The sequence below is a fragment of the SAR324 cluster bacterium genome, from assembly GCA_029245725.1.
GTDB lineage: Bacteria > SAR324 > SAR324 > SAR324 > NAC60-12 > JCVI-SCAAA005.
Window position 1 is genome coordinate 1 of the sequence record JAQWOT010000083.1, and the last position, 21,086, is coordinate 21,086.

Genomic DNA, 21,086 nt, shown 5'->3' on the forward strand with positions numbered 1-21,086 from the left:
GAGATTGCCAGGGTAGTAGGAGCTTCGGTGGAGAAGGTTCAATCTGGGAGGAAGACCTTGGGTGAGGCCCAGGGTTCATTGGAAGAGATCTTTGGGACAACGGAATCGGTAGCAGAGATGATGCAGATGATCCGTCATGCAGCGGAGGAGCAGTCACAGGGGATCCGTCAGGTGAACCAGGCGTTGGAGGAGTTGAACCAGATGACAATGGAGAATGCACAGTTTTCAGAGGTGAACGCGAAGTCGAGTTCACAGTTATCCCAGCAGGCTGAAGAGTTGTTGGAGGTGGTACACCAGTTTCGTTTGTGGGAGGGAGAAGAGGAAGAAGAAAGTGAAAGTCCAGCTGCCTTGCCTGAACCTGGAGAAAATGAGGAATTAGAAAATCACTCTATAAGAGAGACAACCGACTCCTTATAATTCCGTAACTTCTGGCCCTAGTGTTTCTATAATCTTGTTACCTAAGATTGCGATCGACGCTTCCGGAGTGAAATGCTATCACAGCAAATTCTAAGGAACTGTTTAATAACCATTATAAATGCAGGTGAAATGAATTCTCATCGTCAAGGTCGCAGGCTAATGCTTTTGCTTCTAATCGTTGTTGGTTTGTGGATTCCACAGACTATTCAAGCAAATACGGTCATCCTTGAGGATATGGTGGTTTCTAAGTGTTTCAGACAGGGGCTCTGTGAGATGGGCTATGCTGCAGGAGTCCCCAGCAAGGAAGCACAAAGTTTTGGATTCCATTTGCCAAAACTGATGGTTCAGTTGAGAGAGTTTGAGGAAAAATCACTATTGCGGCTGGATCCCAACTGCTTCAAAGATGCCAAGTGGCAGTCCCAACTTTGGGAGGCAACAGTTGCAGAGATGCAGAAAAAAAATATCAAGCTGGTTGGTGAGAAATTTAGGCGCTCCCTGATTACCTATACCTATGTTAACGGCAAATCATTAGGTGAAATCCTGCATCAACTCAGAGCTCAGGTTAGCTGCTGAAATATCAGACACCTTCGTCTCCTGATCCCTCCTGTTTCAACACCAGAAGCAAAAGCCTTCTGAAAATTCAGGCCTGTTCAACCTTCCCACTGGCATCTGAGGTCACAATCAGTTACTTAGAGGAACACTTGTTCCTCAAACCATCGAGCTAGGACCACTGATGCAGTATTCCATTGCGACCGTTTGCCTGTCAGGAACCCTCCGACAAAAGATCGAGGCCATTGCAAAGGCTGGTTTTCAAGGGATTGAAATCTTTGAGAATGATCTGATCACGCATGATGGTAATCTGGGTGAGCTACGGCAATTACTAGCCGATTATGGACTGAAAGTATTAGTCTATCAGCCGTTTCGAGATTTCGAGGGAATGCCAGAACCCCTGCGAAGCCGTGGATTTGCCCGAGCAGAACAGAAGTTTGAGTTGATGCGAGAAATTGGTACCGACTTGCTGATGATTTGCAGCAATGTCTCTCCCAAAGCGATAGGAGGCATCCAGCGGGCTGCAGAAGATCTTTTTGAACTCACTGAATTGGCTGCCAAGCAAGGCTTGCGAGTCGCATATGAGGCGCTGAGTTGGGGTCAGCACGTCAATGACTATCGGGACTCCTGGGAAATTGTCCGCCGAGCCAACCACCCTGCCCTGGGACTCACACTAGATACCTTTCACATCTTCTCTCGCCAGACGGAGCTAGATAGCATTGTCAACATCCCTGGAGATCGAATCTTCCTGGTTCAGGTGGCGGATGCTCCTCAATTGACCATGGATCCTCTCTCCTGGAGTCGTCACCACCGCTGTTTCCCAGGCCAGGGAGAACTAAATTTACAGACTTTCATGGAACGCTTACGAGCGACGGGTTTTGATGGGCCGTTTTCGTTGGAGATTTTCAACGATCAATTCCGGGCCAGTGATCCTTTCCGTCATGCGCGTGATGCCTACCGCTCTCTCGTCTACATGGCCCAGGAGACCGAGTCATCGTCCAAGGTGATGACGAAGAGTCGGAGTTTACCAAAGGTTGACCAGCCGATAGGTATGGACTTTATCGAATTTGCTGTCGATGAATCGGAGCACCAACAGCTCGCTAGTTTTCTTCAAAAGACAGGATTTACTCACGTTGCCACCCACAAGGTCAAGCGAGTGGAGCTTTGGCAACAGGGTGGCATCCGCTTGGTCATCAATCGCGAGTCTCAGAGTTTCGCGCAGAGATACCACACAGAACATGGACTGTCTGTCTGTGCCTATGGGCTGAGCTGTCCAGCTGTCCCTGGATTGCTTGAGCGAGCTACCAAGTTGGGCTATCAGGTTGAATATGCGGATCCAGAGCATGATACTCATGGTATTGCAGCGATTACTGGACCCACAGGAGCTTTGCTCTATCTGGTGGATTCCAACGATCCCTCTCCCCATTGGGAGAGGGAGTTTATTTATCATTCGGTCGATCCAAACTCATATCTATCCAGGGTGGATCATGTTGCGACAACTCTGCCTTTAGACCAAGTTTTGGAAGCGACATTGCTCTATCGGGCTCTCTTCCAAATGCAGGCTTCTCCTTCGGTGAGTCTCCCTGATCCCTTGGGTTTGGTCAAAAGCCAGGTGATGGAAGTGGAAGATCGTTCGCTGGCAATGACACTGAACAGTACCCTGGCAGAGAAGACCGTGGTTGGTCAGATTCAATCACGTTATCGAGGATCTGGGGTGAATCATATTGCGCTGGAAACCAGCGACATCCTTGTCTTGGCAAAATCTCTGGAACAACAGGGAACAGAGGTCATGGAAATTACCGGTCATTATTACGATGATCTGGCTCCACGTTTCGGTTTGTCTACAGAGCTGATTGCACAGCTGCGGACTCACCACATTCTTTATGATGAAGACGAGCACGGATACTTCTATCAACTCTATACCCGCTTGTTTGAGAAACGCTTCTGCTTTGAATTTGTTCAGCGAGCAGGTTATCGGGGGTATGGAGCACCAAATGCACAGATCAGATTGACGATGCAGGCCCGTGAATTGGAGCAGATGTAATTGTTTGAAGGTGTTTTTGGCCACACAAGAATATAAAAATTAAGTATAAGAAAGGACTGATGACCCAGTTGATTTCTGGATATACCAACTTGATTGCGCATATTGGTTGGCCCACAGGAAGCTTCAAGGCTCCGATGATCTTTAACCCTTATTTTGAACAAGAAAAGATTGACACCTTGGTTGTGCCAATGGGGTGCAAAGGTGAGGACTATCCGGGGTTTTTCAAATCCTTGTTTCAGTTGCAGAATATTATTGGAGCATTGATCACCATGCCTCATAAGGTGAGTACTGTGGCAATGCTCGATGAGGTGAGTACCGCCGTTCAAGTCTGTGGAGCCTGCAACGCTGTCCGTAAAGAAGCAGATGGTCGGTTAGTTGGGGACATGTTTGATGGACAGGGTTTTGTGCGCGGGCTCGCACGCAAGGGACGACCTGCCCAGGGTGCCTCTGCATTGGTTATCGGCTCAGGTGGTGTGGGCTCTGCGATTGCGGTTGCCATGGCAGAGACTGGAGTGGGGCGCTTGGCACTATATGATAACCGCCCAGAGGTGATGGAACAGCTCGCTAGTCGGCTCCAGCAGTTCTTTCCGACGTTGCCGATTCAGTTGGGCAGTAACGATCCCAGTAGGTTTGAAATTGTGGTGAACGCAACCCCGATGGGAATGGAGCCTGGTGATCCATTACCGATTGAAGTTGGCCGGATATCACCAACTGCGATGGTTGGTGAAGTTGTGATGAAACAGGAAGAAACCCCATTTGTTTTAGCCGCGCGAGAAAGAGGTTGCTTGACCCAGATTGGTACGGATATGTTGTTTGAACAGATCCCTGCCTACCTGGAGTTTTTGAGACTGCCGACCACAAGCGCTGAAAATTTACGTTCTCTCTCTCACATTCGTTACCAGTGAAAGGTTCCCATGCAACTCCCCTCCAACCCGTTCAAAGCCAACATTCTCAATGGACAACGGCAAATCGGCCTTTGGTGCTCCATCAATGATTCCAATATTGCAGAGATGTTGGCAGCTTGTGGCTTTGACTGGCTCTTGTTTGACACCGAACACACGCCGATGAACCCCCAGGAGGTGCTGCCTCTCCTCCAGGCGGTGGCGCCTTATCCTGTTCACCCGATTGTCCGGCCAAGCTCGCTGGATCCAGCTGAGATCAAGCGTTTTCTCGATTGTGGGGTCCAGTCGCTGCTGATTCCTTATGTCCAGAATGTTGAGGAAACCCAACTGGCAGCGGCTTCTGTGGCCTATGCTCCCGAGGGAATTCGCGGCTTTGCCGGCATCACCCGGGCGAGTCGATACGGAACAATTCCAGACTATGCGAAGCGAGCCCGTGAGGAAATATGCCTGATGGTGCAGATTGAAACTCAGGAGGCCTTGGAGCAGCTAGAAGCCATTGCTCAGGTACCCGGAGTAGATGCGGTCTTCATCGGTCCAGCCGATCTGGCAGCCAGCATGGGCTTTCCTGGAGAACCAAGCCATCCTGAGGTCAAAAAAGCCTGTTTGGAAGGGATTCGGCGAATTCGAGCAGCTGGCAAACCGGCAGGATTTCTAACGCTAGATCAGGAGTTTCTGCAAGAGATCATCGAAGCGGGCTGTCTATTCCCAGCGGTGGACACGGACTATGCGATCCTGCGCCGAGGAGCGGTCGCTCAGTCAGCGAAATGGACATCCGTCAGTTGAGGCTTTTGGCCACTGAGTACAGATGAGGGAGGGGTCAGCTAGTTCTACCGAAGTCGTCATCAAAGCGTTCAATGTCATCTTCTCCAAAGTAGCTACCGGTTTGGACTTCAATAAAAACCAACTCCTCAGAGCCGGTGTTTTCAATCCGATGTTTTGTAAGGATCGGAATATCCACGGCATTGCCAGCGCTGAGGATTTTTTCAGACTCATCTAGTGTCACAAGGGCCTCTCCCTTGACGACATACCAGTGCTCTGCACGTTGCTGATGCCGCTGTAGGCTCAGACGCTTGCTAGGTTGAACAACAATGCGTTTGACCTTGTGGTCTTCTTCGTCGGCCAAAACGGTGTAGTGGCCCCAAGGGCGTTCGTCAGTCAGTGCGGTCATGTATGGTTGATTCTTATTGCGTTCGAGTTGTCAGTGAATCCGGAGAATGGTTGTTTTGGGCGGTGATGGGTAGCAGTGGGCGCTCATCCACAGGCACAGAGATTGTCTCTTTGGATTGATCGGCATAGACCAACTCCAACTTAATCACACAACCCACTTCCAGTGGGCTATGCAGCCCAATCAGCATAATGTGAATGCCTCCCGGATGAAAACTCTGGGTCTCCAGGGCGGGTATTAGTACTTCCTCCAGGCGTTGCTTTCGAAGCATCCCCTCTTCATCCTTGGTCGTGTGCAACTCTACCCGCTCTGCTACCTCTGAGTGAACCTCCACCAATTTGCGCAGCTGCTCACTTTCGTTCCGGAGATCCAGGAAGATCGCAGAATTATTCGCATTGGGGGGTACGGCACGGACCCAAGGGTCTTCAATCTGAATTACAGAAGCTGTCGTCTGTTGAAGTTGCTTGGGAGGCTTCATCTTGGAGGAGGAGCAACCCTGTAACAACAGGATTCCAGCACAGATCAGGAGCGTGAAAATTCTCAACATTGTCAGGTGAAATTTCAGGCTGGTTGGAAGAGACGCTTCGAGAACAGCGAAGAATTGTGGAGACCTGGCAAAATTTTGACTCCTGCCAACAGGCCCAGATCAATCAGGGGTTCAAGGACAATCACACTAAGATAGGCACCACCAAAACTGAGCACCTGAAGCATGTTCTCTGTTCCAAATCCCTGCCCGTAGAAGGCCCAGAATGCAACCCAGCTGATGATTCCTCCCTGGTAGACAAGCGACAACTGTAGAACCTGTCCATAACTCAGATCCTGGTAGGTGGTCTGCCTGGGAATGACCCGCTCTGCGACGGCAGAAACCAAAAAGAGTGGTAGCAGCAAAGTCGTAACGTTCATTCCATACTGAGGTAGATCCCATGGTGCTAGCAAGGCCCCTTGGGCCAGGAGGCCAATGGCTAGACCAAGAGCCGTGGGAACCAGACCAAACAGGAGAAAGAGAGTGGAACCAAGAATCAAGTGGACTTCTGAAACTCCAACTGGTGACGATGGTAGAATCTCAAAGAAAGAGAACACCAAGACACTGGTAAAGATTGTCCTGCCAAGCAGGGTGTTCAGTCCATGCTGTACCAGAAATTCCCAACAATAACGGAGCATTAGACCACCAGCGGTGAGTGCAGTTCCAACACTAAGTAGCAATTTGGCGCCTTGAACAACTCCGGGTTCGATATGCATGGGAACTCCTTGGCTGAGAATTGAAAGTTGAGATGCCGATGACTTCTTGGGCTAAATAGCAAAGCAAGCGCCAAAACTAGGCAGCACTGTTGGAAGAGTCAAGCAGTTGTCGCAAAAGTGAACTCCCACTTGTGAATGTCCAGCAGTCCTAAGAAACTGCAGCAATTCTGTTTGAATCTGCCACTGTGTCAGAACGTCTCCAAACAAAGGAAGCAACCATGATTGAATTGTATGAATTGGCCGCTAAAGATGATAATCAGGTCTTCAGTCCCTACTGCTGGCGAATTCGCTTGGCCCTGCATCACAAGCAATTGCCATTCAAGAGCATTCCTTGGCGCATGACCGAGAAGGACCGAATTGCCTTTGCCGATACGGAGCGGGTGCCTGTACTTGTTGATGGAGAGCAAACATTGGCAGATTCTTGGAAGATTCTTGAATATCTTGATGAACGATATCCTGAGCACAGTCTAGAAATGCATCGTGGGGAACTGAGGTTTTTACGGCATTGGACAGAAATAGTGATGTTTCCAGGAATGAGCCGGATGATTGTTGATGAGATCCACAAGACCGTTCATGAGAAAGATCAGGATTACTTTCGAGCAACACGTGAAAAAGTTTTTGGGAAGCCACTCGAGGAGGTTGTGGCTAATAAGGAAGTCAAGCTCGAGGAATTCCGCAAGTCATTGAATCCTCTCCGAGCTACACTAAAGGCCTTTGATTTCTTAGGTGGCTTTCGGCCAAATCTGGGGGACTACCTAGTGTTCAGTGGTCTGATGTGGGCGCGTTGTACTAGTCCAATGCCTCTGCTGACTGAGGATGATCCAGTTTTTGCCTGGCGTGAGAAAATGTTAGATCTTTTTGGTAGCATGGCGAGGTCGGTTCCTTGTCGGGAGATCAACTAATTTGAGAAAATTACCAGGGAATTTCTTTGGATTTTTTTGACAAATTACAAAATTTTGCACCCTAATGTAAAATAAGATTTTATTCTGCAAGCTAGCATCTCTACACCCTATGAATAACAGGGATGTATCGAGAATTAATCTGAAGAAATAATGTAAAGTTATCACATAAGTGTAGCATTAAAATAGCTTTCAGAATTTTGCAATTTCCTTGCTGAAGTTGACAGCATACTTTCAATCTTGTATAGTCGTATTCAAATGGAATTAATTGTTGCATCTCATTGACGAGTTTCTGTGCACATACATTTCGATAAAATAAACTTAATATTTTATTGAAATAATTAGATATTTTATTGAAACTAATTTTAGGAGAAGCATCTGTTTTTTTCATTGTGGAGATCCTCTTTTTGATCCACAAATAGCCTGCCAGAATTCACTCAATTTCGCTTGAATTCCCCTCCATGGGAACCTCTTTGGTACCGGCTGATTCAGCATAACCTGAAATTCAGGAGAAGCTATGTCTTTTCATTCATTTCTGCACAATTTTCATAACAAATTTCAATCAAAAATGTCGCGCGCCGTACTGACCAGTGCCATCACGCTTGGTGGCGCGATGGCACTCGCCGGCACAGCTGCCGCAGGTGGTCACAGCAAATGTGGCAAAGTTACCATTGCCGACATGAATTGGGCTTCAGCCTCTCTGATGGCCAATGTTGACGCGATTATTCTTAAGGAAGGATATGGGTGTGAGACCGAGATCATACCTGGTGATACGATGCCAACCTTCACATCCATGAACGAGAAGGCCAATCCAGATGTGGCCAGTGAATTGTGGATCAACGCTGTACGTGAGCCGCTGGAAAAAGCAATGTCTGAAGGTCGCTTACATTCCGCAGTGAAAGGGCCAATTACTGGACTTGGTGAAGGCTGGTGGGTAACAGAACAGTTTGCCAAAGACCATCCAGACTTGAACACAGTTGAGAAAATCTTGGAGCGTCCTGATCTATTCCCATATGCAGAAGACAAGAGCAAGGGAGCCTTCATGGGCTGTCCAGCTGGATGGGGCTGCCAATTGGCCAACATCAACATGTTCCGAGCTTTCGAAATGGAGAAGAAAGGTTGGGTATTGGTTGATCCAGGTTCGTCAGCTGGTCTTGATGGATCAATTGCCAAGGCATCTGAGCGAGGCGAACCGTGGTTCGGCTACTACTGGTCTCCAACTGCGATTATTGGCAAATACAATTTGCAAAGTATTCCTTTTGAAGCTCCGTTCGCAGGTACAGACAACTGGGATGGATGTATCGCCAAAGCGGAGCAGGAATGTACAAATCCAAAGCCCTCTGCTTGGACAGAATCTGAGGTCCACACCGTGGTGACAGATGAGTTCAAGAAGCAAGGTGGAGTCGCTCTGGACTTCCTCTCCAAGCGTGTTTGGCCTGGAACCGTGATGAACGGGATGTTGGTTTACATGACTGATAACCAAGCCAGTGGAGAAGACGCAGCGATTGAGTTCCTTGCAACCAAAGAAGACGTCTGGACCAAATGGGTACCAGCTGACGTTGCCAAGAAAGTAAAGTCCGCACTCTAATTCTGAAAAAGGGGCCTGCCATAGGGCGGTCCTACCACGTAGGCCCCACTTCAGGAAAGATAAAAAATGGACTTCTTAGAGATGCCTTCCCTAGGGCGTCGTGACTTGATGAACCTGCGCAAAGGAATTGATGCAGGTTTCCGCTCTTTTTCCCGGTCCTACGGTGAGGACTTGGAAAACTTCTTTGATCCTCTGCTCCAGTTCCTAATTTTCTTCGAAAAGCTTCTGATTTCAACTCCCTGGCCGATTATTCTATTGATTGTTGCTGGTTTGACCTGGCTTGGTTCACGAAGTTGGAAAATTGTCGTTGGCTCTGTTTTCTGCTTCATGCTGATTGGTTATCTGGACATGTGGGAAGATACAATGTCCACGGTTGCCATGATTTCTGTGGCAACCCTGATTTGCATCAGCATTGGAATCCCAATCGGGGTATTGATGTCCCGCTCGGATCGGTTACAAGCCACCATCACTCCGGTCTTGGACGTGATGCAAACCATTCCGAGTTTCGTCTACCTCATTCCTGTGGTGATGTTACTTGGTATCGGCAAGGTTCCGGGTCTTTTGGCAGTCTGCATCTATGCCCTTCCTCCGATTGTACGATTGACCAACTTAGGAATCCGACTTGTTGACAAGCAAGTCCTGGAAGCAGCAGACGCTTTTGGTTCGAGCTACTGGCAGCGCCTCAAGGACGTGCAGATTCCATTGGCTTTACCCAATATTTTTGCTGGGGTGAACCAGACGATCATGATGGCTCTGGCAATGGTGGTGATTGCTTCGATGATCGGTGTCAAGGGTTTGGGTATCCCTGTCTTGCAGGCGATTTCCAACCAATATTTGGCGCTTGGGCTTTTCAATGGACTAGCGATTGTTGCCCTGGCGATCATCTTTGACCGTGTCACACAGGCTTTCGGTAAACGGCTTCAACGCCATCAAATAGGAGGACCTAGTGTCTGACTCGGAAGCATTGATCCGCATCGAACATCTCTACAAGATTTTTGGCACACGCCCTCAGAAGAAGTTGTCTTTGGTCAAAGAAGGAATAGGTAAACAGGAATTGTTGGAGGGACACCAGCATGTATTGGGACTCTCCGACATCAACCTCGAAATTCCCAAGGGCAGTCTGCAGGTGGTGATGGGACTCTCTGGATCCGGGAAATCTACGTTGATTCGCCACATCAATCGCTTGATTGAGCCAACTGCTGGTGAAATTTGGGTCGGTGCTGAAGACGTGATGCAGATGGACAAGGTTCAACTGCGGGAATTCCGACGGCACCGAACAGCAATGGTGTTTCAGCGTTTTGCCCTGTTACCCCACAGGACTGTACTGGAGAATGTCTCTTACGGATTGGATATTCAGGGAATTGCGAAGGATGAGGCACACAAACGGGCTGAGCGTTGGATTGATCGGGTAGGATTGGCCGGATACGAACAACACTTTCCCGCCAAGCTCTCTGGGGGAATGCAACAGCGAGTGGGACTGGCCCGGGCGTTGGCCACCGATGCCGACATCCTACTCATGGATGAAGCCTTCAGCGCGCTGGATCCACTCATTCGCACAGACATGCAGAACATCTTACTGGATCTTCAGGAAGAACTTCATAAGACGATTGTCTTCATCACCCATGATCTGGATGAAGCGCTCAAGCTGGGAGACCAGATCGCCATCTTGCGTGATGGCGGAATGGTTCAGCAGGGCACAGCACAACAGATCGTGATGAAACCGGCAGACGATTACATCATGGACTTTGTTCGTGATATCAATCGAGCTCGTGTATTGCGTGTACGTGGTGTGATGGAAAGAGAAGGGCTGCCTGAAAATCCAGATGGTGCGATTCCAGAACATATCTCACTTGAAGATGCACTACCTCGCTTGGCTTCGGCAGGTCATGAAGCGGTCCCGGTGCAGAACAAGCAGGGACAGATAGTAGGCAGCATCACTGTGGAAGCTGTGATCCAGGCGATGATCCGTCCAGACCATGACAATCGCAACTAGTAAATCATCTGAGTCCGATCACTCAGATGATTCTCTCCTCAACAGACCGCTTTAACTGAAGGATCTCTCCTTTCAGTGGTTGCTGCTCCTCACAGTTTTCCAGTATCCAGTTGCAGGTTTTGATGATTGGCACCCAATTTGGCTTTTTGGGAAAGCGCTTGGGGTCGAGGTAACGCTCTAGCATGTAGGCCCTCGGAGTACTCCCATTCATTGTGATGTGCCAATATCCGCTTTGTTCTCCCAATTCTGCCAAGGTTCCACCTGTAGCCAGCCGATAATAGTTCGCAGTCAACTCTAGCAAACGACTTAGATCCTTCCGCATTATATCCAGATTCGATTTGTCTAAAAGTCGTTGTGGCTCATTTTTGAGATCCAGAGATTGATCTGTGATATTTTTTGCTGCAGAAAGTTCACTAAGGGTCCAGACCCATTCACGTTTCCCAGCAAAATCCAGTGAATGAACTGAAAGCTGACAGGGCCATTCTTCTTTGTCGTTGGAGGTAAGGATCTGTTGGCTGACTGAGGGTCGAGGTAGGTTGGAAATGGCATTTTGAAAGAAGCCATCGAGGTGCTGTTGCAGCAGTTCTGAACCAACCAAGCCGCTGCGCTTCTCAAAGCCTTGATTGATAAGTATGATCCGGTCCTGTTCATCTGTGACCACGAGCGCAGTGTCGACAGTGTCAAACAGCTTTTCCATCCGTACGTGTTCTTGAATCAGGGAGATGCGTTGATGTTCCAACTCTGTGAGTGAGTCCTGCATTTGCAGTTGCTGGCACAGACTCAGCTGAGCTTTGACTCTCATCCGTAGTTCCACAGCCATCACGGGCTTGATCAAGTAATCGTTGGCTCCCAAGGTCAGTGACTTGTGAGTCAAACGCTCCTGTTCGTTCGCGGTCACCACTAGAATTGGTAGTTCATCAGAGGAATATTCACTTCGAATCTGTTCTATGGCGGCATACCCATCCAGATCTGGCATCATCAAGTCCAGGATAAGCAGGTCGGGTTCATCCGTTGTCAGATTTTCCAGCATGCTGCTGCCATTGGAATAGTTGATGATCTCCAGATCCAGACTTTCCAGAAAATTGATAAAGATTTCAACATTGAGGTCTTCATCATCAACAATCACTACCTTGGCTTTGCCCTTAAAAATTTGCTCTTCAGAATGATTGGGCAAGGTGTCTACCACCTCAGCTTCATCTATTGGGGGTTGTTCGTTCTTTTCTTCAAGAGAAAGTACTTCCGAGCTACTAACCAAGGGAAGTGTGAACGAAACAAGGGTCCCTTCGCCGAGGCGGCTACTAATCTGCAGTCTTCCATGGTGCAACTCGATGATGTGCTTGGAGAGACTGAGGCCAAGCCCCATCCCAGAGATGTTGTCAACATTCGTCGCACGTTCATAGTCTTTCTCGATTGTCTTCAGTTCTACTTTGGGTATCCCTATTCCAGTATCTTCAATAATCACGAAAACTTCTGAATCAGTAAGTTTGGCTTCGAGTCGGATCTCTCCAACCTGGGTGTACTTGATTGCGTTGTTGATCAGGTTGAACAAGACCTGTTGGATACGGTTCTCATCGACATTTATTTTAGGCAAGTTGTCTGGAATCTGTGCCTTCAGATTCAGTTTCTTGCGTTCAATGGCTGGATGGACCAAGGGAAGCATAGTCTGGAAGATCTGTGAGAAATTTGCGGGATGCCGCTCCAGCTTCAGTTTCCCATCTCGCATGTTTGTAAAATCAGTGATGTCCCCGATCAATTGATTCATTCTCCGCCCACTGCTGACGGCAACTTCCAGTTTTCGAATCAACGTAGCTGCCAGCCCCGCTTTTTTCTCTAGAATGCTCTCGCACATACCAATCATTCCGGCGAGTGGTGTCCGCAGTTCGTGGGAAGTACGTGCTAGAAACAGGTCTTTATTGCGATTTTGAATTTCCAGGAGATGAGTCAAGCGACGCAGCCGCAACTCCCTGTCCTTGTAGAGGATGATCGATAGAATCAGCGGAATGACAGCCCGATAGTTTCCATCCCAGGCATCAAAGACTGGTGGAAGAATTCCTTTGACTGCCATGTTGGAGAGCATTGGCAGAGCGTAGATTACGGTGAAGACGACCGTAAATTCTTGTAGATGACTTCTCCTCTTCCAAACAGAGATCAGAGCCATGACGCAATAGAAATAGACGAGAATAAATCCAAGAACGATGAACTGAAATGGGTTATTGACAGAATGCAAAATGCTTTGCTGAGTAAAGGCTAGGAAGCCCAGCGCTAGAAATATGACTATGGAAATGATGAGAACATTCTGGATGTGATTTTGAAACCGAATCTTCACCAAGCCGGTTTCATAGGAAATAATCTTCAGATAAGCGATTGAATTGACAGCGAGCTGAATACCAAACAATTTCAGATAGACTTCGGAGCCAACGGAGAGTCCCATCAAAAGATAAATCTTTTTTTCCAGCAGCAGTCCGAAGAGTCCGTTGATGATGACAATCAACAACCAAAACTGGTTCTGACTCAAACCAACTAAGGCTGTGAGCAGGAAACTCAGTAGAAACAGACCCATCACCAGCCCCACCGCTAAAATACGAAGTTGATAGTGATCTTCAAATGCCTCTGGCTCAAACAAGGTGAAGCCTTGAATGATCCCGCCATGTTGCTGTTTGACCAGGATCAGCACAGCCGCACTTTGATCACTCAACTGGAAGGAATAGTGCTCAGAAAAAGTTGTTGTGGAAGGCGGTAGTGGTTGAATTGCCTGACCTTGAGTAACCAGGAAGGCTTGAAATTCAATCAGGTTCCGAGTCTGAAATTCTAGAACACTTGGGGTCTGCTTTTTTGGTATTTCCACGAAGAACCAGGCATTCCCATGCCGCCATGCCATTTGATTGAATTCGGATGGAGTCCAATCGTTGAGCATGGTGGGTTGCTGAAGTAGTTGCCTGGGCTGAAGGCCTTGCTCCTGATCGAGATAGTACTTGACCAATGGACGAATGCTGTTGCCTTCAGACTCTCTCTGACAGGACCCAAGGAAGAGTCCGACCATCAGCACAATCAACATCCGCGATGATAGTTTGGTGAGCGCGTTCAGCATGGTTTCCTAAAGCTGAAATCCAGAAGATTACTATTTAATCTAGCTATTATGTTCAGCAATATAGTCTGCAGGTACAACACCGTTCTCCAAAATATTCCGATATTCTCCTAGCAAAGTGCACAGAAGTTACTAAATTCTGGCAACAGCAATTGTTAAGTCTGTCAAATAATTTGGTTGATGGGAATGAACTCAAAATATGAGCTGTTTATTTAACAAATGAGAGGTTTAAGTGTCTCAAACAGAAGAAAAACATCTGCTCACAGAAGAAGAGAAATTTTCAGAGAAAGATCCCCTATGGCTATTGTTGCTGGGCCTGAGCGTATTGATGGGAGCTTTTCTGTTCTGGTTCCTTCTCTTTTACTAAAGCTGCAGTGAATGGCTTTCCAATTCGAAGCTATTCAGAACAGTAAATGAGCATGTCGAAAAAAATCTTAGTTGTTGATGACAACGAATGGATCCTCGAGATGATGTATGAGTTACTAGTCCCATCTGTCAAAGTCCCTAGAGGCTTCGAAGCATAGCAGGAATTCTATTTCCAGGCATGATTGAGGATCAGCCAGAGTACTATTAGGATGACAAGTTAGAGGTGACAGGAACTCACACTTGTGAAGAAGCACTGGAACAGGCCCAGCGCGCGATAACGTTGAAGGAGCCCTATTCACTCACTTTTGTTGATCTAAACCTTGAACAAAACCTAACAGGAGTTGATGTCGCTATTCACCTGAAACAGCTCGATCCACTAATCGAAATCGTGATCGTCACCGCATATTTTGATCGACAAGACAAAGACTATCTTCATCGGATGCTAGGGAGTGGTAACTTTTATGTCCTGCAAAAACCCTTCAAGGCTACAGCAATCAAAGGATTGGTCGACTCGCTTCGTCTTGGTCCGTCCGTTCGTCTAGAGCAGATGCGTTCTCCTGAATCAGTCTCGCAGCTTGAAACGTAGTTGAACTAAAAAACTCTACGAAGAAATCAAAAAAGTCCTCAGTCAACATGGGATTCACTCTGTGCTTTTACTGATGCTGATCGGCTCCATCCTGATGTGAGATGACCAGCCTATGAATTGGAACTTTTTTGATGATATCATCGCTCATTGAGGCTGTTTCTTCATTTGGGAGACAAACAGAAAGACAAGCAGAGGTTGTTGGCGCTATCATTCGGACCTTAAGAGTAATATAAATTTTCAGAGGGCTTACCTGAAATGAACATTCAGGAAGTACAGGAATTGATCAGTGCCAACATTGTTCTGGTTGCTGAAGATGAACCAATGCTGCGAGAATCTCTACAGCAAATGCTGGGCTACTTCTTTGCGCAAGTAGATGCTGAAGCCGATGGTCAGGAGGCTCTAGATCAGCTGGCTGAAAATAGCTGCGGTATTGTCCTTACCGACTTAAGAATGTGGAGGATGAGTGGTTCCCAATTGCTCCAGGAGATTCGCTAGCAATCTTCACGGCAATCGATCATTGTCATGAGTGGCCATGATGATGATGTGTTGCGGCAGGAACTGGCAGCCTATAATGTTCATTATCTGATCAAACCAATCATTTTGGAGGAATTTCTGAAGGTGGTGATTCCAATTTGCCAAAGTCTTCAATTTGAGAATCAAAGTTACTAAAGGGGGTAGCAAGTGAATGCTAAGTTTTAAGGAAATCAGAGCTTGTGTAGCATTGAGCTACTAAAGCAGGTGCATTCCTTAAAACTTTGTATAGTCTGTGCAGACTTATTGAAAAATAGTCTGTTCCTTCTAAAGCTCATTCCATGAAACAAGAAGACCTTCAACGACTGAAAGATACAGGAAATTGTCCCAGAGGGAATCTGCGCGGTGTGGATCTGGGTGGAGCTAGTCTGCTGGAGGCTGTTCTGCGGGAAACCGATCTTTCTCAAGCAAACTTACGCGGGGCTTTGCTCCGTCGAGCCATTCTGGTTCAAGCCAATCTGCGAGAAGCCAACCTGCAAGAAGCCGACTTGAAGGGTGCTGACTTAGAAAGTGTGGATCTCTACCGAGCTGATTTATTCAAGGCGGTTCTTGAAGATGTAGACCTGCAGGATGCAAATCTGGATCAGCCAGATCTCCGAAAAGCAAATCTGGTCAAGGCTGACATGCGAGGAGCCAATCTGTTCAGGGCTAGAATGCAGGGCGCCGATCTTTCTGAAGCTGATCTGTATCGTGCAGATCTGGAGAAAAGCGATTTACGCGATGCCAACCTTTATAAAGCCGACCTGCGGGAATCTAACTTACAAGGAGTAAACTTGCAGGGCGCCAATCTTCAGGGTGCCGATCTGGAAGGAGCCAACCTCTTTGAAGCTGACCTGACGGAAGCAAATTTGGAGGGGCTCAGCTTAGAGCGCACCAACTTGGAATCAGCCAAATTCTTCAAAACCATCATGCCTGATGGGCAAACGCATACCAAAAAGTAGCTACGTACGGAATCACCCGCTTCTTCAGTTAGGAATTGTAAATCAGACTGGATGAGCGAGCTTTTTCAATCTTCGAATTTCACTCATATTTCCCTGCCCAGCAGAATCTCTCACCCACCACTGGTGTGGTCATCCTCTCTCCCAGTTGATCAAGGGTTTTCAAACAAATGAGAATTTGTCCTTCTCCCTCAGGAAAAAGATGGCTAAAAGCAAGATGAGAGGGATTCTTCCAGATATCTAATACTCATTATTTTTCTATTGCCGCAAAGTTCTCACCCACTACTTTTGTGACCTCTCCTCAACCAGAATGATTGTGATTTTTAATGTTGACCATCCACTACAGTCCTTCTGCTAAGAGTGTCCATTCTTGAGTTTCAGCAGAGATTTATTCCAGCTACGAAGTCTTTTCTTAAATAGCAGGAAAATAACAAAATCAAGAAACTCAACCAATTATTGGTTTTTGCTCCGAAATTCTCCCCCTGATGTTTGCTGACATGGCAGTCGTGTTCCGAAATTCTCCTACCAGTTGAAAATATTACTCATTAAATTTAATTTTAAGTTGTCACAGCTAACGCTCACCGTCATCTGAAGAGATTTTAACTCAGCAGGGAATCGGTTTTCCCTAATATGTAAGAAACATCGACCTAGGAACTGGGAGTTAGGAGGAGAAAATGGATCGGACACTCATTTTTGTAGACAGCAAACATTACCGAGGTGACTGTCGCAGAATCCAGGAACGCTTCGAAGTGAAAGGCTCAGTGAAAATGAATTTCAATGAGCAGGAGATGGTGGCCAAATTATCAAATTTAAGTAGGGGGGGATGCCGACTTGTCGCAAATCATCATTGCAGGCCTCAAGCTAACATATACCTCACTTTCCTTATACCATCCAAGATCCATCAGAAACAATTACAGGTTCGGTCCCAAATTCTTGCCAGAGTAGTCCGTTCTCATCACACACCACATGACCACTACATCATCAATATCCAATTTCGTGGCGCATTGCTCAGAATCCATGGTGTAGATGAACTGATTGAGCAAAACCTTGATAAAAAACTTTTGGATTATCATGTGTAGAAAAATTGCGAGTTACTATATCAACCATGAGTTATCTATTTGAATTGTGATTCTATCAATTTTTTAAGCTTTAAATGTAATTCTTGATGAGCAGGAGTAAGTATGTATGAGATATCTAGAAAGCAAGAAAGAGAGCGTCGAAAAATCGTTTTTCCAGCACGTCTTCAGGTTCGTGATCTGACTGAAAATGTTGTCGGTCTGGATCTTGCCGCAATGGGATGTCGAGTTAAGTCTAGACATCAAATAAATATACTAACTAAATTAATTTTTGAATTCTACATTCCTTCTGCAGAAGAGGGAAAATATACTTTGGGTGATCCAATTGGTAACGTATTAGTAAGATGGACAAAGCCAAGCCACCAAGAAGGGTATTTCATAATGGGCTTAGAATTCGGGTCAGTGCCAAATAGTAATCAAGGTATCAACTATTTCTTAGGAGAGAACCATAATGGACTTGTAAAAACATTGACATGTGACAACTCATCCCTGAAAGGGCGTTATGTAGAGTGTTTTGCTTGTGGCCATCAAAATATTGAACAGTATTCACTCAAGAAAAAATCTGTTCATATCCAAAATAATATTTTTGGAATCCCAACCTACGGTGAACCCTACCCTAAACTTGATCCAGTCGACTATAACTTACTCTACCTAACGATCTGTCCTAACTGTAATTTTACGGCGCCAGGTGATGAATTCTTCAAACACAGTAAAGAAGATGAAGCCTCCTTTGAGTCAAAAGTTTTTTCAGATAAATGGACTGAAGTAAGAGCAGAGTTAAGTGAAAAATACCAAACTCTGGAAGAAGGAATTAACAGAGAAGAAAGATCTATTGAACAGGCTCTGTTGAGTTATGAGTTGGCTACAAGAACTTTTCAAACACTGTGTGATGTTAATCCAAAAAATGGAGCTTTCGTAGGCCTTCTAGCTATGATTCGATTGCGTCAAGCACAATTGTGTATCACTAATCTTAAGCCTTTAAATAATGGAAAAGAAAAAGCTCAAGAACTGCTGGTAGAAGCACAGAAAGATCTTGATGAGAACTTTGAAAAATTAGATGAAATTCAAAGTCTGTTAGCAGCCCAATTGCTCGTAGCAACATCGATATACCTCAAAGATATTGATGTCACTGGAAAATATATGAAGTATCTCGATCGATTTGATGCCATGGAGAAGCCAGCTGAAGGGAGTCGAACTGCAAAAACTCTTTCTAAAGTTAGAATAGCAGTGGAGGACTTTTACAAAAATCGACACGAATATCAAAAAGATCAACTTGAAACCTTTTTACCCCAAGAGGTTAAAGGAGAGCAAAAAAATTGAAACAAGTGATATCTCTGAAAAAACCTTCCAGCCACATGTGTAAATTATGAAATACATTCTCCTTGCTATAGTCTGCTGGAGTCTGTTTCTACTTTTGGCTAGTTGCGATAGTGGCCGCAACCCGGTGGACGGTGTTGTAGTTTATGACTTCGACTTCGATCTTGATCCTGATGTTGATGTTGATGTTGGCGGTGGCGGTGGTGGTGGCAGTGGCGGTGGTTTTGGTGGAAATCCACCTGGCACACTTCCACCAAGGGGATCAGTTGCCTGCAGTGTGTCGGGGTCAGGTGGTCTGCATCAATTGAGTTTCTTCAGGGATGCTCGACAAAAAAAGCTACTGGAATTGGCAGGATTTGGTGGCTTGTCCGTGGATGGAGCAGCGAACACATACTCCGTTGAAATGTCCTCAGAAGGACAGAGTAAATTGGCAAAATATGATCGTTTGGGGCAGCCTGCATGGCAGCGTCAAATGGGTAAGATCCAGGAAAAGTTAAACGTTGGAATTATTGCAGATCCATTGGGTGGTGTCTCAACTTATACAACAAGAGTCTCATCAACAGCGGGAAGTGACTTAGATGTAGAAGTCATACAGTATGATTCAGATGGTCTTGAGAAATGGAGGAGTGTAATTAGTTCCCCAATGGATGAAGTTGCCACAGGATCAAGTATTGACAACAACCGAAATCTGCTCGTTACTGGCTTTACATTAGGAAATATCGAGAACTATGTAGCTGCATCTAGTGAGTGCGCTATCACAGACTTGGGAAGCAATACTCAATTCATAGCAAACGAAGACAACGTATTTAACAAAAAGCTTTGCAACAAAAGTTTGAGTACAGATTGTAGTAGTGCGACTTACAGCATTAAGACTTCTGATAATCAAAGCACCCATGGGAAACCCCTCCATAACATAACATTTTTCGAGAATTCAAGTTACAAATTCATGAACATTAAGTTACATGCCGACCAGCATGGCGCAGACAATATAACAATCACAAGATCATCAGATAATTGTGAGAAAACATTTGAGTTAATCGTCAACAGGATAAATGACGATCCACTCTCAAACAGTGATCTGAATCCAGGCTGGCATATAAACGCAGGTGATAATTTCACATGTGAGTCTGCAAACGGCTGTCTACACAATGTCCTCGATTCAGTGGACGCTGGCTTGGTAGGCAATAACACTCTCAGTAATATAAGCTCAGATAATTGGAGCGTTTCTCAAATTGAAAGCACTTATTCTGACAATAACAAAGTAGTAATTACATCAAATGGCCGTTGGTGGTTCCAACCAGATATAAAGTTCAATGGTCGGCAGTATTTCTCTGTCAAAGTTTTTGACAACGATAATCACAGCCAAGATAAAAGAATTTGTGTGGCCTCTGTAACTCATCAGAGCGACAATAGCACCCCCATTTTACGGTGTCAGACTCAACTGGCAGACACCGCTGATAATACATTCTTTTATTCGATCAATGAGGGAGATAATTTAACCTCAGTAATTTATGCCCATGATCAAAATAATCAGCGGCTTGATTTCAGAGTATTGGAAGGACCAGACCCTGGCTATGGATCAATTCAAGGTGGAAACCCTACATCAACTACAGGTGGCGATAACGGGGGTGGTAAAATCTGTTTTGCTAGCGATAGTAATATACATTTATACAATTGTGATTCCACAGAAAGAGTTGATAATCGGCCAGACTATCAGCAATACAAAGATTGGGGTTATGCCCGAATAAAAGATCCAGATAATCAAACTGACAACTCAACACAATGGACGTACCAACACTCAAATAATCCCAATGACTACTCTGATTACATAAATAATAGATCCATACATAACTACTATGAATTCAAAGTACGCTTTACTGATCAAACAGGTTTCTACAATGATGCAATAATTCGAGTTAAAGTTAAGGCAGTTAATGATAAACCAATCACTTATGACAACAACACTTTAGCGTCAGAACATGTAGAAGAAAACGACACTCCTGCACCACTTGATATGGCACACGTAGATTCAATATGCGACGATGGATACTGTGATAACTGGGACAATACTGCGAGTGAGAGAAACAAAATAATGCTCCAGGGTTCAGACATTGAAGATACAATTGATAACTTAACTTTTTATTTTAATGGCTCAGGATGTACAAAATCAACTTGTTCCATTGATGGAAAAATCAGCAATTCTTCCTTCAGTCACAGTGAGCGAAACAAAAGACAACTTAAGATCGTGCCATTCAATGACTTGAGTTATGCAGTATATACTGATCAACAGCAAATTAAAGTCTATGACGGCGGAAAATATGGTGTTTGGAATAGTAGTGGTAATCTAGTTCGATCTTCTAGCACCAGAGATTCAGCAAGAAAGACAATTAG

Annotated in this window: 21 protein-coding genes; 17 read left to right on the forward strand and 4 right to left on the reverse strand. The window is 45.8% G+C overall.

Annotation, left to right across the window (positions count from 1 at the left end; all coding sequences use genetic code 11):
- The 5 genes from P8O70_03540 to P8O70_03560 form a co-directional block, all read left to right on the forward strand.
- Window positions 1–417 (forward strand): methyl-accepting chemotaxis protein (locus P8O70_03540; protein MDG2195954.1); only part of this gene is annotated, 417 nt, incomplete at its 5' end.
- Window positions 418–546: 129 nt separating this feature from the next.
- Window positions 547–990 (forward strand): hypothetical protein, encoded by a 444-nt coding sequence (locus P8O70_03545; protein MDG2195955.1) that lies wholly within the window; start codon window positions 547–549, stop codon window positions 988–990.
- A 160-nt stretch (window positions 991–1,150) separates the two neighbouring features.
- Entirely contained in the window at window positions 1,151–3,010 is a 1,860-nt protein-coding gene (locus P8O70_03550) for a TIM barrel protein (protein MDG2195956.1), read from the forward strand.
- A 68-nt stretch (window positions 3,011–3,078) separates the two neighbouring features.
- On the forward strand, window positions 3,079–3,915 hold the full coding sequence (locus P8O70_03555; protein MDG2195957.1) for a shikimate dehydrogenase: 837 nt from the start codon (window positions 3,079–3,081) through the stop codon (window positions 3,913–3,915).
- Between the two features lie 9 nt (window positions 3,916–3,924).
- Window positions 3,925–4,695 carry an aldolase/citrate lyase family protein gene (locus P8O70_03560; GenBank protein ID MDG2195958.1) on the forward strand — a complete coding sequence of 257 codons (771 nt, stop codon included), beginning with the start codon at window positions 3,925–3,927 and terminating at the stop codon, window positions 4,693–4,695.
- 34 nt (window positions 4,696–4,729) lie between these two features.
- Here the strand turns inward: P8O70_03560 and P8O70_03565 are convergent, their stop codons facing one another.
- From P8O70_03565 to P8O70_03575, 3 genes are read right to left on the reverse strand one after another with little or no spacing between them, the layout of a single operon-like run.
- On the reverse strand, window positions 4,730–5,080 hold the full coding sequence (locus tag P8O70_03565; protein ID MDG2195959.1) for a phosphomannose isomerase type II C-terminal cupin domain: 351 nt from the start codon (window positions 5,078–5,080) through the stop codon (window positions 4,730–4,732).
- A gap of 13 nt (window positions 5,081–5,093) precedes the next feature.
- Window positions 5,094–5,624 carry a copper chaperone PCu(A)C gene (locus P8O70_03570; GenBank protein MDG2195960.1) on the reverse strand — a complete coding sequence of 177 codons (531 nt, stop codon included), beginning with the start codon at window positions 5,622–5,624 and terminating at the stop codon, window positions 5,094–5,096.
- Between the two features lie 14 nt (window positions 5,625–5,638).
- Window positions 5,639–6,316 carry an energy-coupling factor ABC transporter permease gene (locus P8O70_03575; GenBank protein MDG2195961.1) on the reverse strand — a complete coding sequence of 226 codons (678 nt, stop codon included), beginning with the start codon at window positions 6,314–6,316 and terminating at the stop codon, window positions 5,639–5,641.
- 218 nt (window positions 6,317–6,534) lie between these two features.
- On the opposite strand from P8O70_03575, the gene P8O70_03580 reads away from it, so the two are divergent.
- From P8O70_03580 to P8O70_03595, 4 genes are all read left to right on the forward strand, one after another.
- Window positions 6,535–7,218, forward strand: a complete 684-nt coding sequence (locus P8O70_03580) for a glutathione S-transferase family protein (GenBank protein ID MDG2195962.1) — start codon at window positions 6,535–6,537, stop codon at window positions 7,216–7,218.
- A gap of 565 nt (window positions 7,219–7,783) precedes the next feature.
- A complete protein-coding gene (locus P8O70_03585; protein ID MDG2195963.1) occupies window positions 7,784–8,803 on the forward strand; it encodes an ABC transporter substrate-binding protein in 1,020 nt (339 codons plus the stop codon).
- 66 nt (window positions 8,804–8,869) lie between these two features.
- Window positions 8,870–9,757, forward strand: a complete 888-nt coding sequence (locus P8O70_03590) for a proline/glycine betaine ABC transporter permease (protein MDG2195964.1) — start codon at window positions 8,870–8,872, stop codon at window positions 9,755–9,757.
- Window positions 9,750–10,796: a glycine betaine/L-proline ABC transporter ATP-binding protein gene (locus P8O70_03595; GenBank protein ID MDG2195965.1), complete on the forward strand. Its 1,047-nt coding sequence runs from the start codon at window positions 9,750–9,752 to the stop codon at window positions 10,794–10,796. Before P8O70_03590 ends, P8O70_03595 begins: the two co-directional genes overlap by 8 nt.
- Window positions 10,797–10,818: 22 nt before the next feature.
- Here P8O70_03595 and P8O70_03600 read toward each other — a convergent pair whose 3' ends face one another.
- Window positions 10,819–13,884 carry a response regulator gene (locus P8O70_03600; GenBank protein MDG2195966.1) on the reverse strand — a complete coding sequence of 1,022 codons (3,066 nt, stop codon included), beginning with the start codon at window positions 13,882–13,884 and terminating at the stop codon, window positions 10,819–10,821.
- Between the two features lie 229 nt (window positions 13,885–14,113).
- Between P8O70_03600 and P8O70_03605 the strand changes: the two genes are divergently transcribed.
- From P8O70_03605 to P8O70_03640, 8 genes are all read left to right on the forward strand, one after another.
- Window positions 14,114–14,248 (forward strand): hypothetical protein, encoded by a 135-nt coding sequence (locus P8O70_03605; GenBank protein ID MDG2195967.1) that lies wholly within the window; start codon window positions 14,114–14,116, stop codon window positions 14,246–14,248.
- A 222-nt stretch (window positions 14,249–14,470) separates the two neighbouring features.
- Window positions 14,471–14,833 (forward strand): response regulator, encoded by a 363-nt coding sequence (locus tag P8O70_03610; GenBank protein MDG2195968.1) that lies wholly within the window; start codon window positions 14,471–14,473, stop codon window positions 14,831–14,833.
- Between the two features lie 255 nt (window positions 14,834–15,088).
- Window positions 15,089–15,328 (forward strand): response regulator, encoded by a 240-nt coding sequence (locus P8O70_03615; protein ID MDG2195969.1) that lies wholly within the window; start codon window positions 15,089–15,091, stop codon window positions 15,326–15,328.
- Between the two features lie 27 nt (window positions 15,329–15,355).
- Complete coding sequence (locus tag P8O70_03620) at window positions 15,356–15,502, forward strand: hypothetical protein (GenBank protein ID MDG2195970.1); 147 nt, start codon at window positions 15,356–15,358, stop codon at window positions 15,500–15,502.
- Between the two features lie 143 nt (window positions 15,503–15,645).
- Window positions 15,646–16,305: a pentapeptide repeat-containing protein gene (locus P8O70_03625; protein ID MDG2195971.1), complete on the forward strand. Its 660-nt coding sequence runs from the start codon at window positions 15,646–15,648 to the stop codon at window positions 16,303–16,305.
- Between the two features lie 671 nt (window positions 16,306–16,976).
- Window positions 16,977–17,381, forward strand: a complete 405-nt coding sequence (locus P8O70_03630; GenBank protein ID MDG2195972.1) for a PilZ domain-containing protein — start codon at window positions 16,977–16,979, stop codon at window positions 17,379–17,381.
- A gap of 102 nt (window positions 17,382–17,483) precedes the next feature.
- Window positions 17,484–18,698: a DUF2225 domain-containing protein gene (locus P8O70_03635; protein ID MDG2195973.1), complete on the forward strand. Its 1,215-nt coding sequence runs from the start codon at window positions 17,484–17,486 to the stop codon at window positions 18,696–18,698.
- A gap of 124 nt (window positions 18,699–18,822) precedes the next feature.
- On the forward strand, window positions 18,823–21,086 hold a 2,264-nt coding region (locus tag P8O70_03640), incomplete at its 3' end, for a hypothetical protein (GenBank protein MDG2195974.1).

What these genes read in the sequence shown, in the direction of transcription:
- P8O70_03545 (MDG2195955.1), top strand. Translation starts at nt 547, where the DNA reads ATGAATTCTCATCGTCAAGGTCGCAGGCTAATGCTTTTGCTTCTAATC.
- P8O70_03550 (MDG2195956.1), top strand. Translation starts at nt 1,151, where the DNA reads ATGCAGTATTCCATTGCGACCGTTTGCCTGTCAGGAACCCTCCGACAA.
- P8O70_03560 (MDG2195958.1), top strand. Translation starts at nt 3,925, where the DNA reads ATGCAACTCCCCTCCAACCCGTTCAAAGCCAACATTCTCAATGGACAA.
- P8O70_03565 (MDG2195959.1), bottom strand. Translation starts at nt 5,080, where the DNA reads ATGACCGCACTGACTGACGAACGCCCTTGGGGCCACTACACCGTTTTG.
- P8O70_03570 (MDG2195960.1), bottom strand. Translation starts at nt 5,624, where the DNA reads ATGTTGAGAATTTTCACGCTCCTGATCTGTGCTGGAATCCTGTTGTTA.
- P8O70_03575 (MDG2195961.1), bottom strand. Translation starts at nt 6,316, where the DNA reads ATGCATATCGAACCCGGAGTTGTTCAAGGCGCCAAATTGCTACTTAGT.
- P8O70_03580 (MDG2195962.1), top strand. Translation starts at nt 6,535, where the DNA reads ATGATTGAATTGTATGAATTGGCCGCTAAAGATGATAATCAGGTCTTC.
- P8O70_03585 (MDG2195963.1), top strand. Translation starts at nt 7,784, where the DNA reads ATGTCGCGCGCCGTACTGACCAGTGCCATCACGCTTGGTGGCGCGATG.
- P8O70_03590 (MDG2195964.1), top strand. Translation starts at nt 8,870, where the DNA reads ATGGACTTCTTAGAGATGCCTTCCCTAGGGCGTCGTGACTTGATGAAC.
- P8O70_03600 (MDG2195966.1), bottom strand. Translation starts at nt 13,884, where the DNA reads ATGCTGAACGCGCTCACCAAACTATCATCGCGGATGTTGATTGTGCTG.
- P8O70_03615 (MDG2195969.1), top strand. Translation starts at nt 15,089, where the DNA reads ATGAACATTCAGGAAGTACAGGAATTGATCAGTGCCAACATTGTTCTG.
- P8O70_03620 (MDG2195970.1), top strand. Translation starts at nt 15,356, where the DNA reads ATGAGTGGCCATGATGATGATGTGTTGCGGCAGGAACTGGCAGCCTAT.
- P8O70_03625 (MDG2195971.1), top strand. Translation starts at nt 15,646, where the DNA reads ATGAAACAAGAAGACCTTCAACGACTGAAAGATACAGGAAATTGTCCC.
- P8O70_03630 (MDG2195972.1), top strand. Translation starts at nt 16,977, where the DNA reads ATGGATCGGACACTCATTTTTGTAGACAGCAAACATTACCGAGGTGAC.
- P8O70_03635 (MDG2195973.1), top strand. Translation starts at nt 17,484, where the DNA reads ATGTATGAGATATCTAGAAAGCAAGAAAGAGAGCGTCGAAAAATCGTT.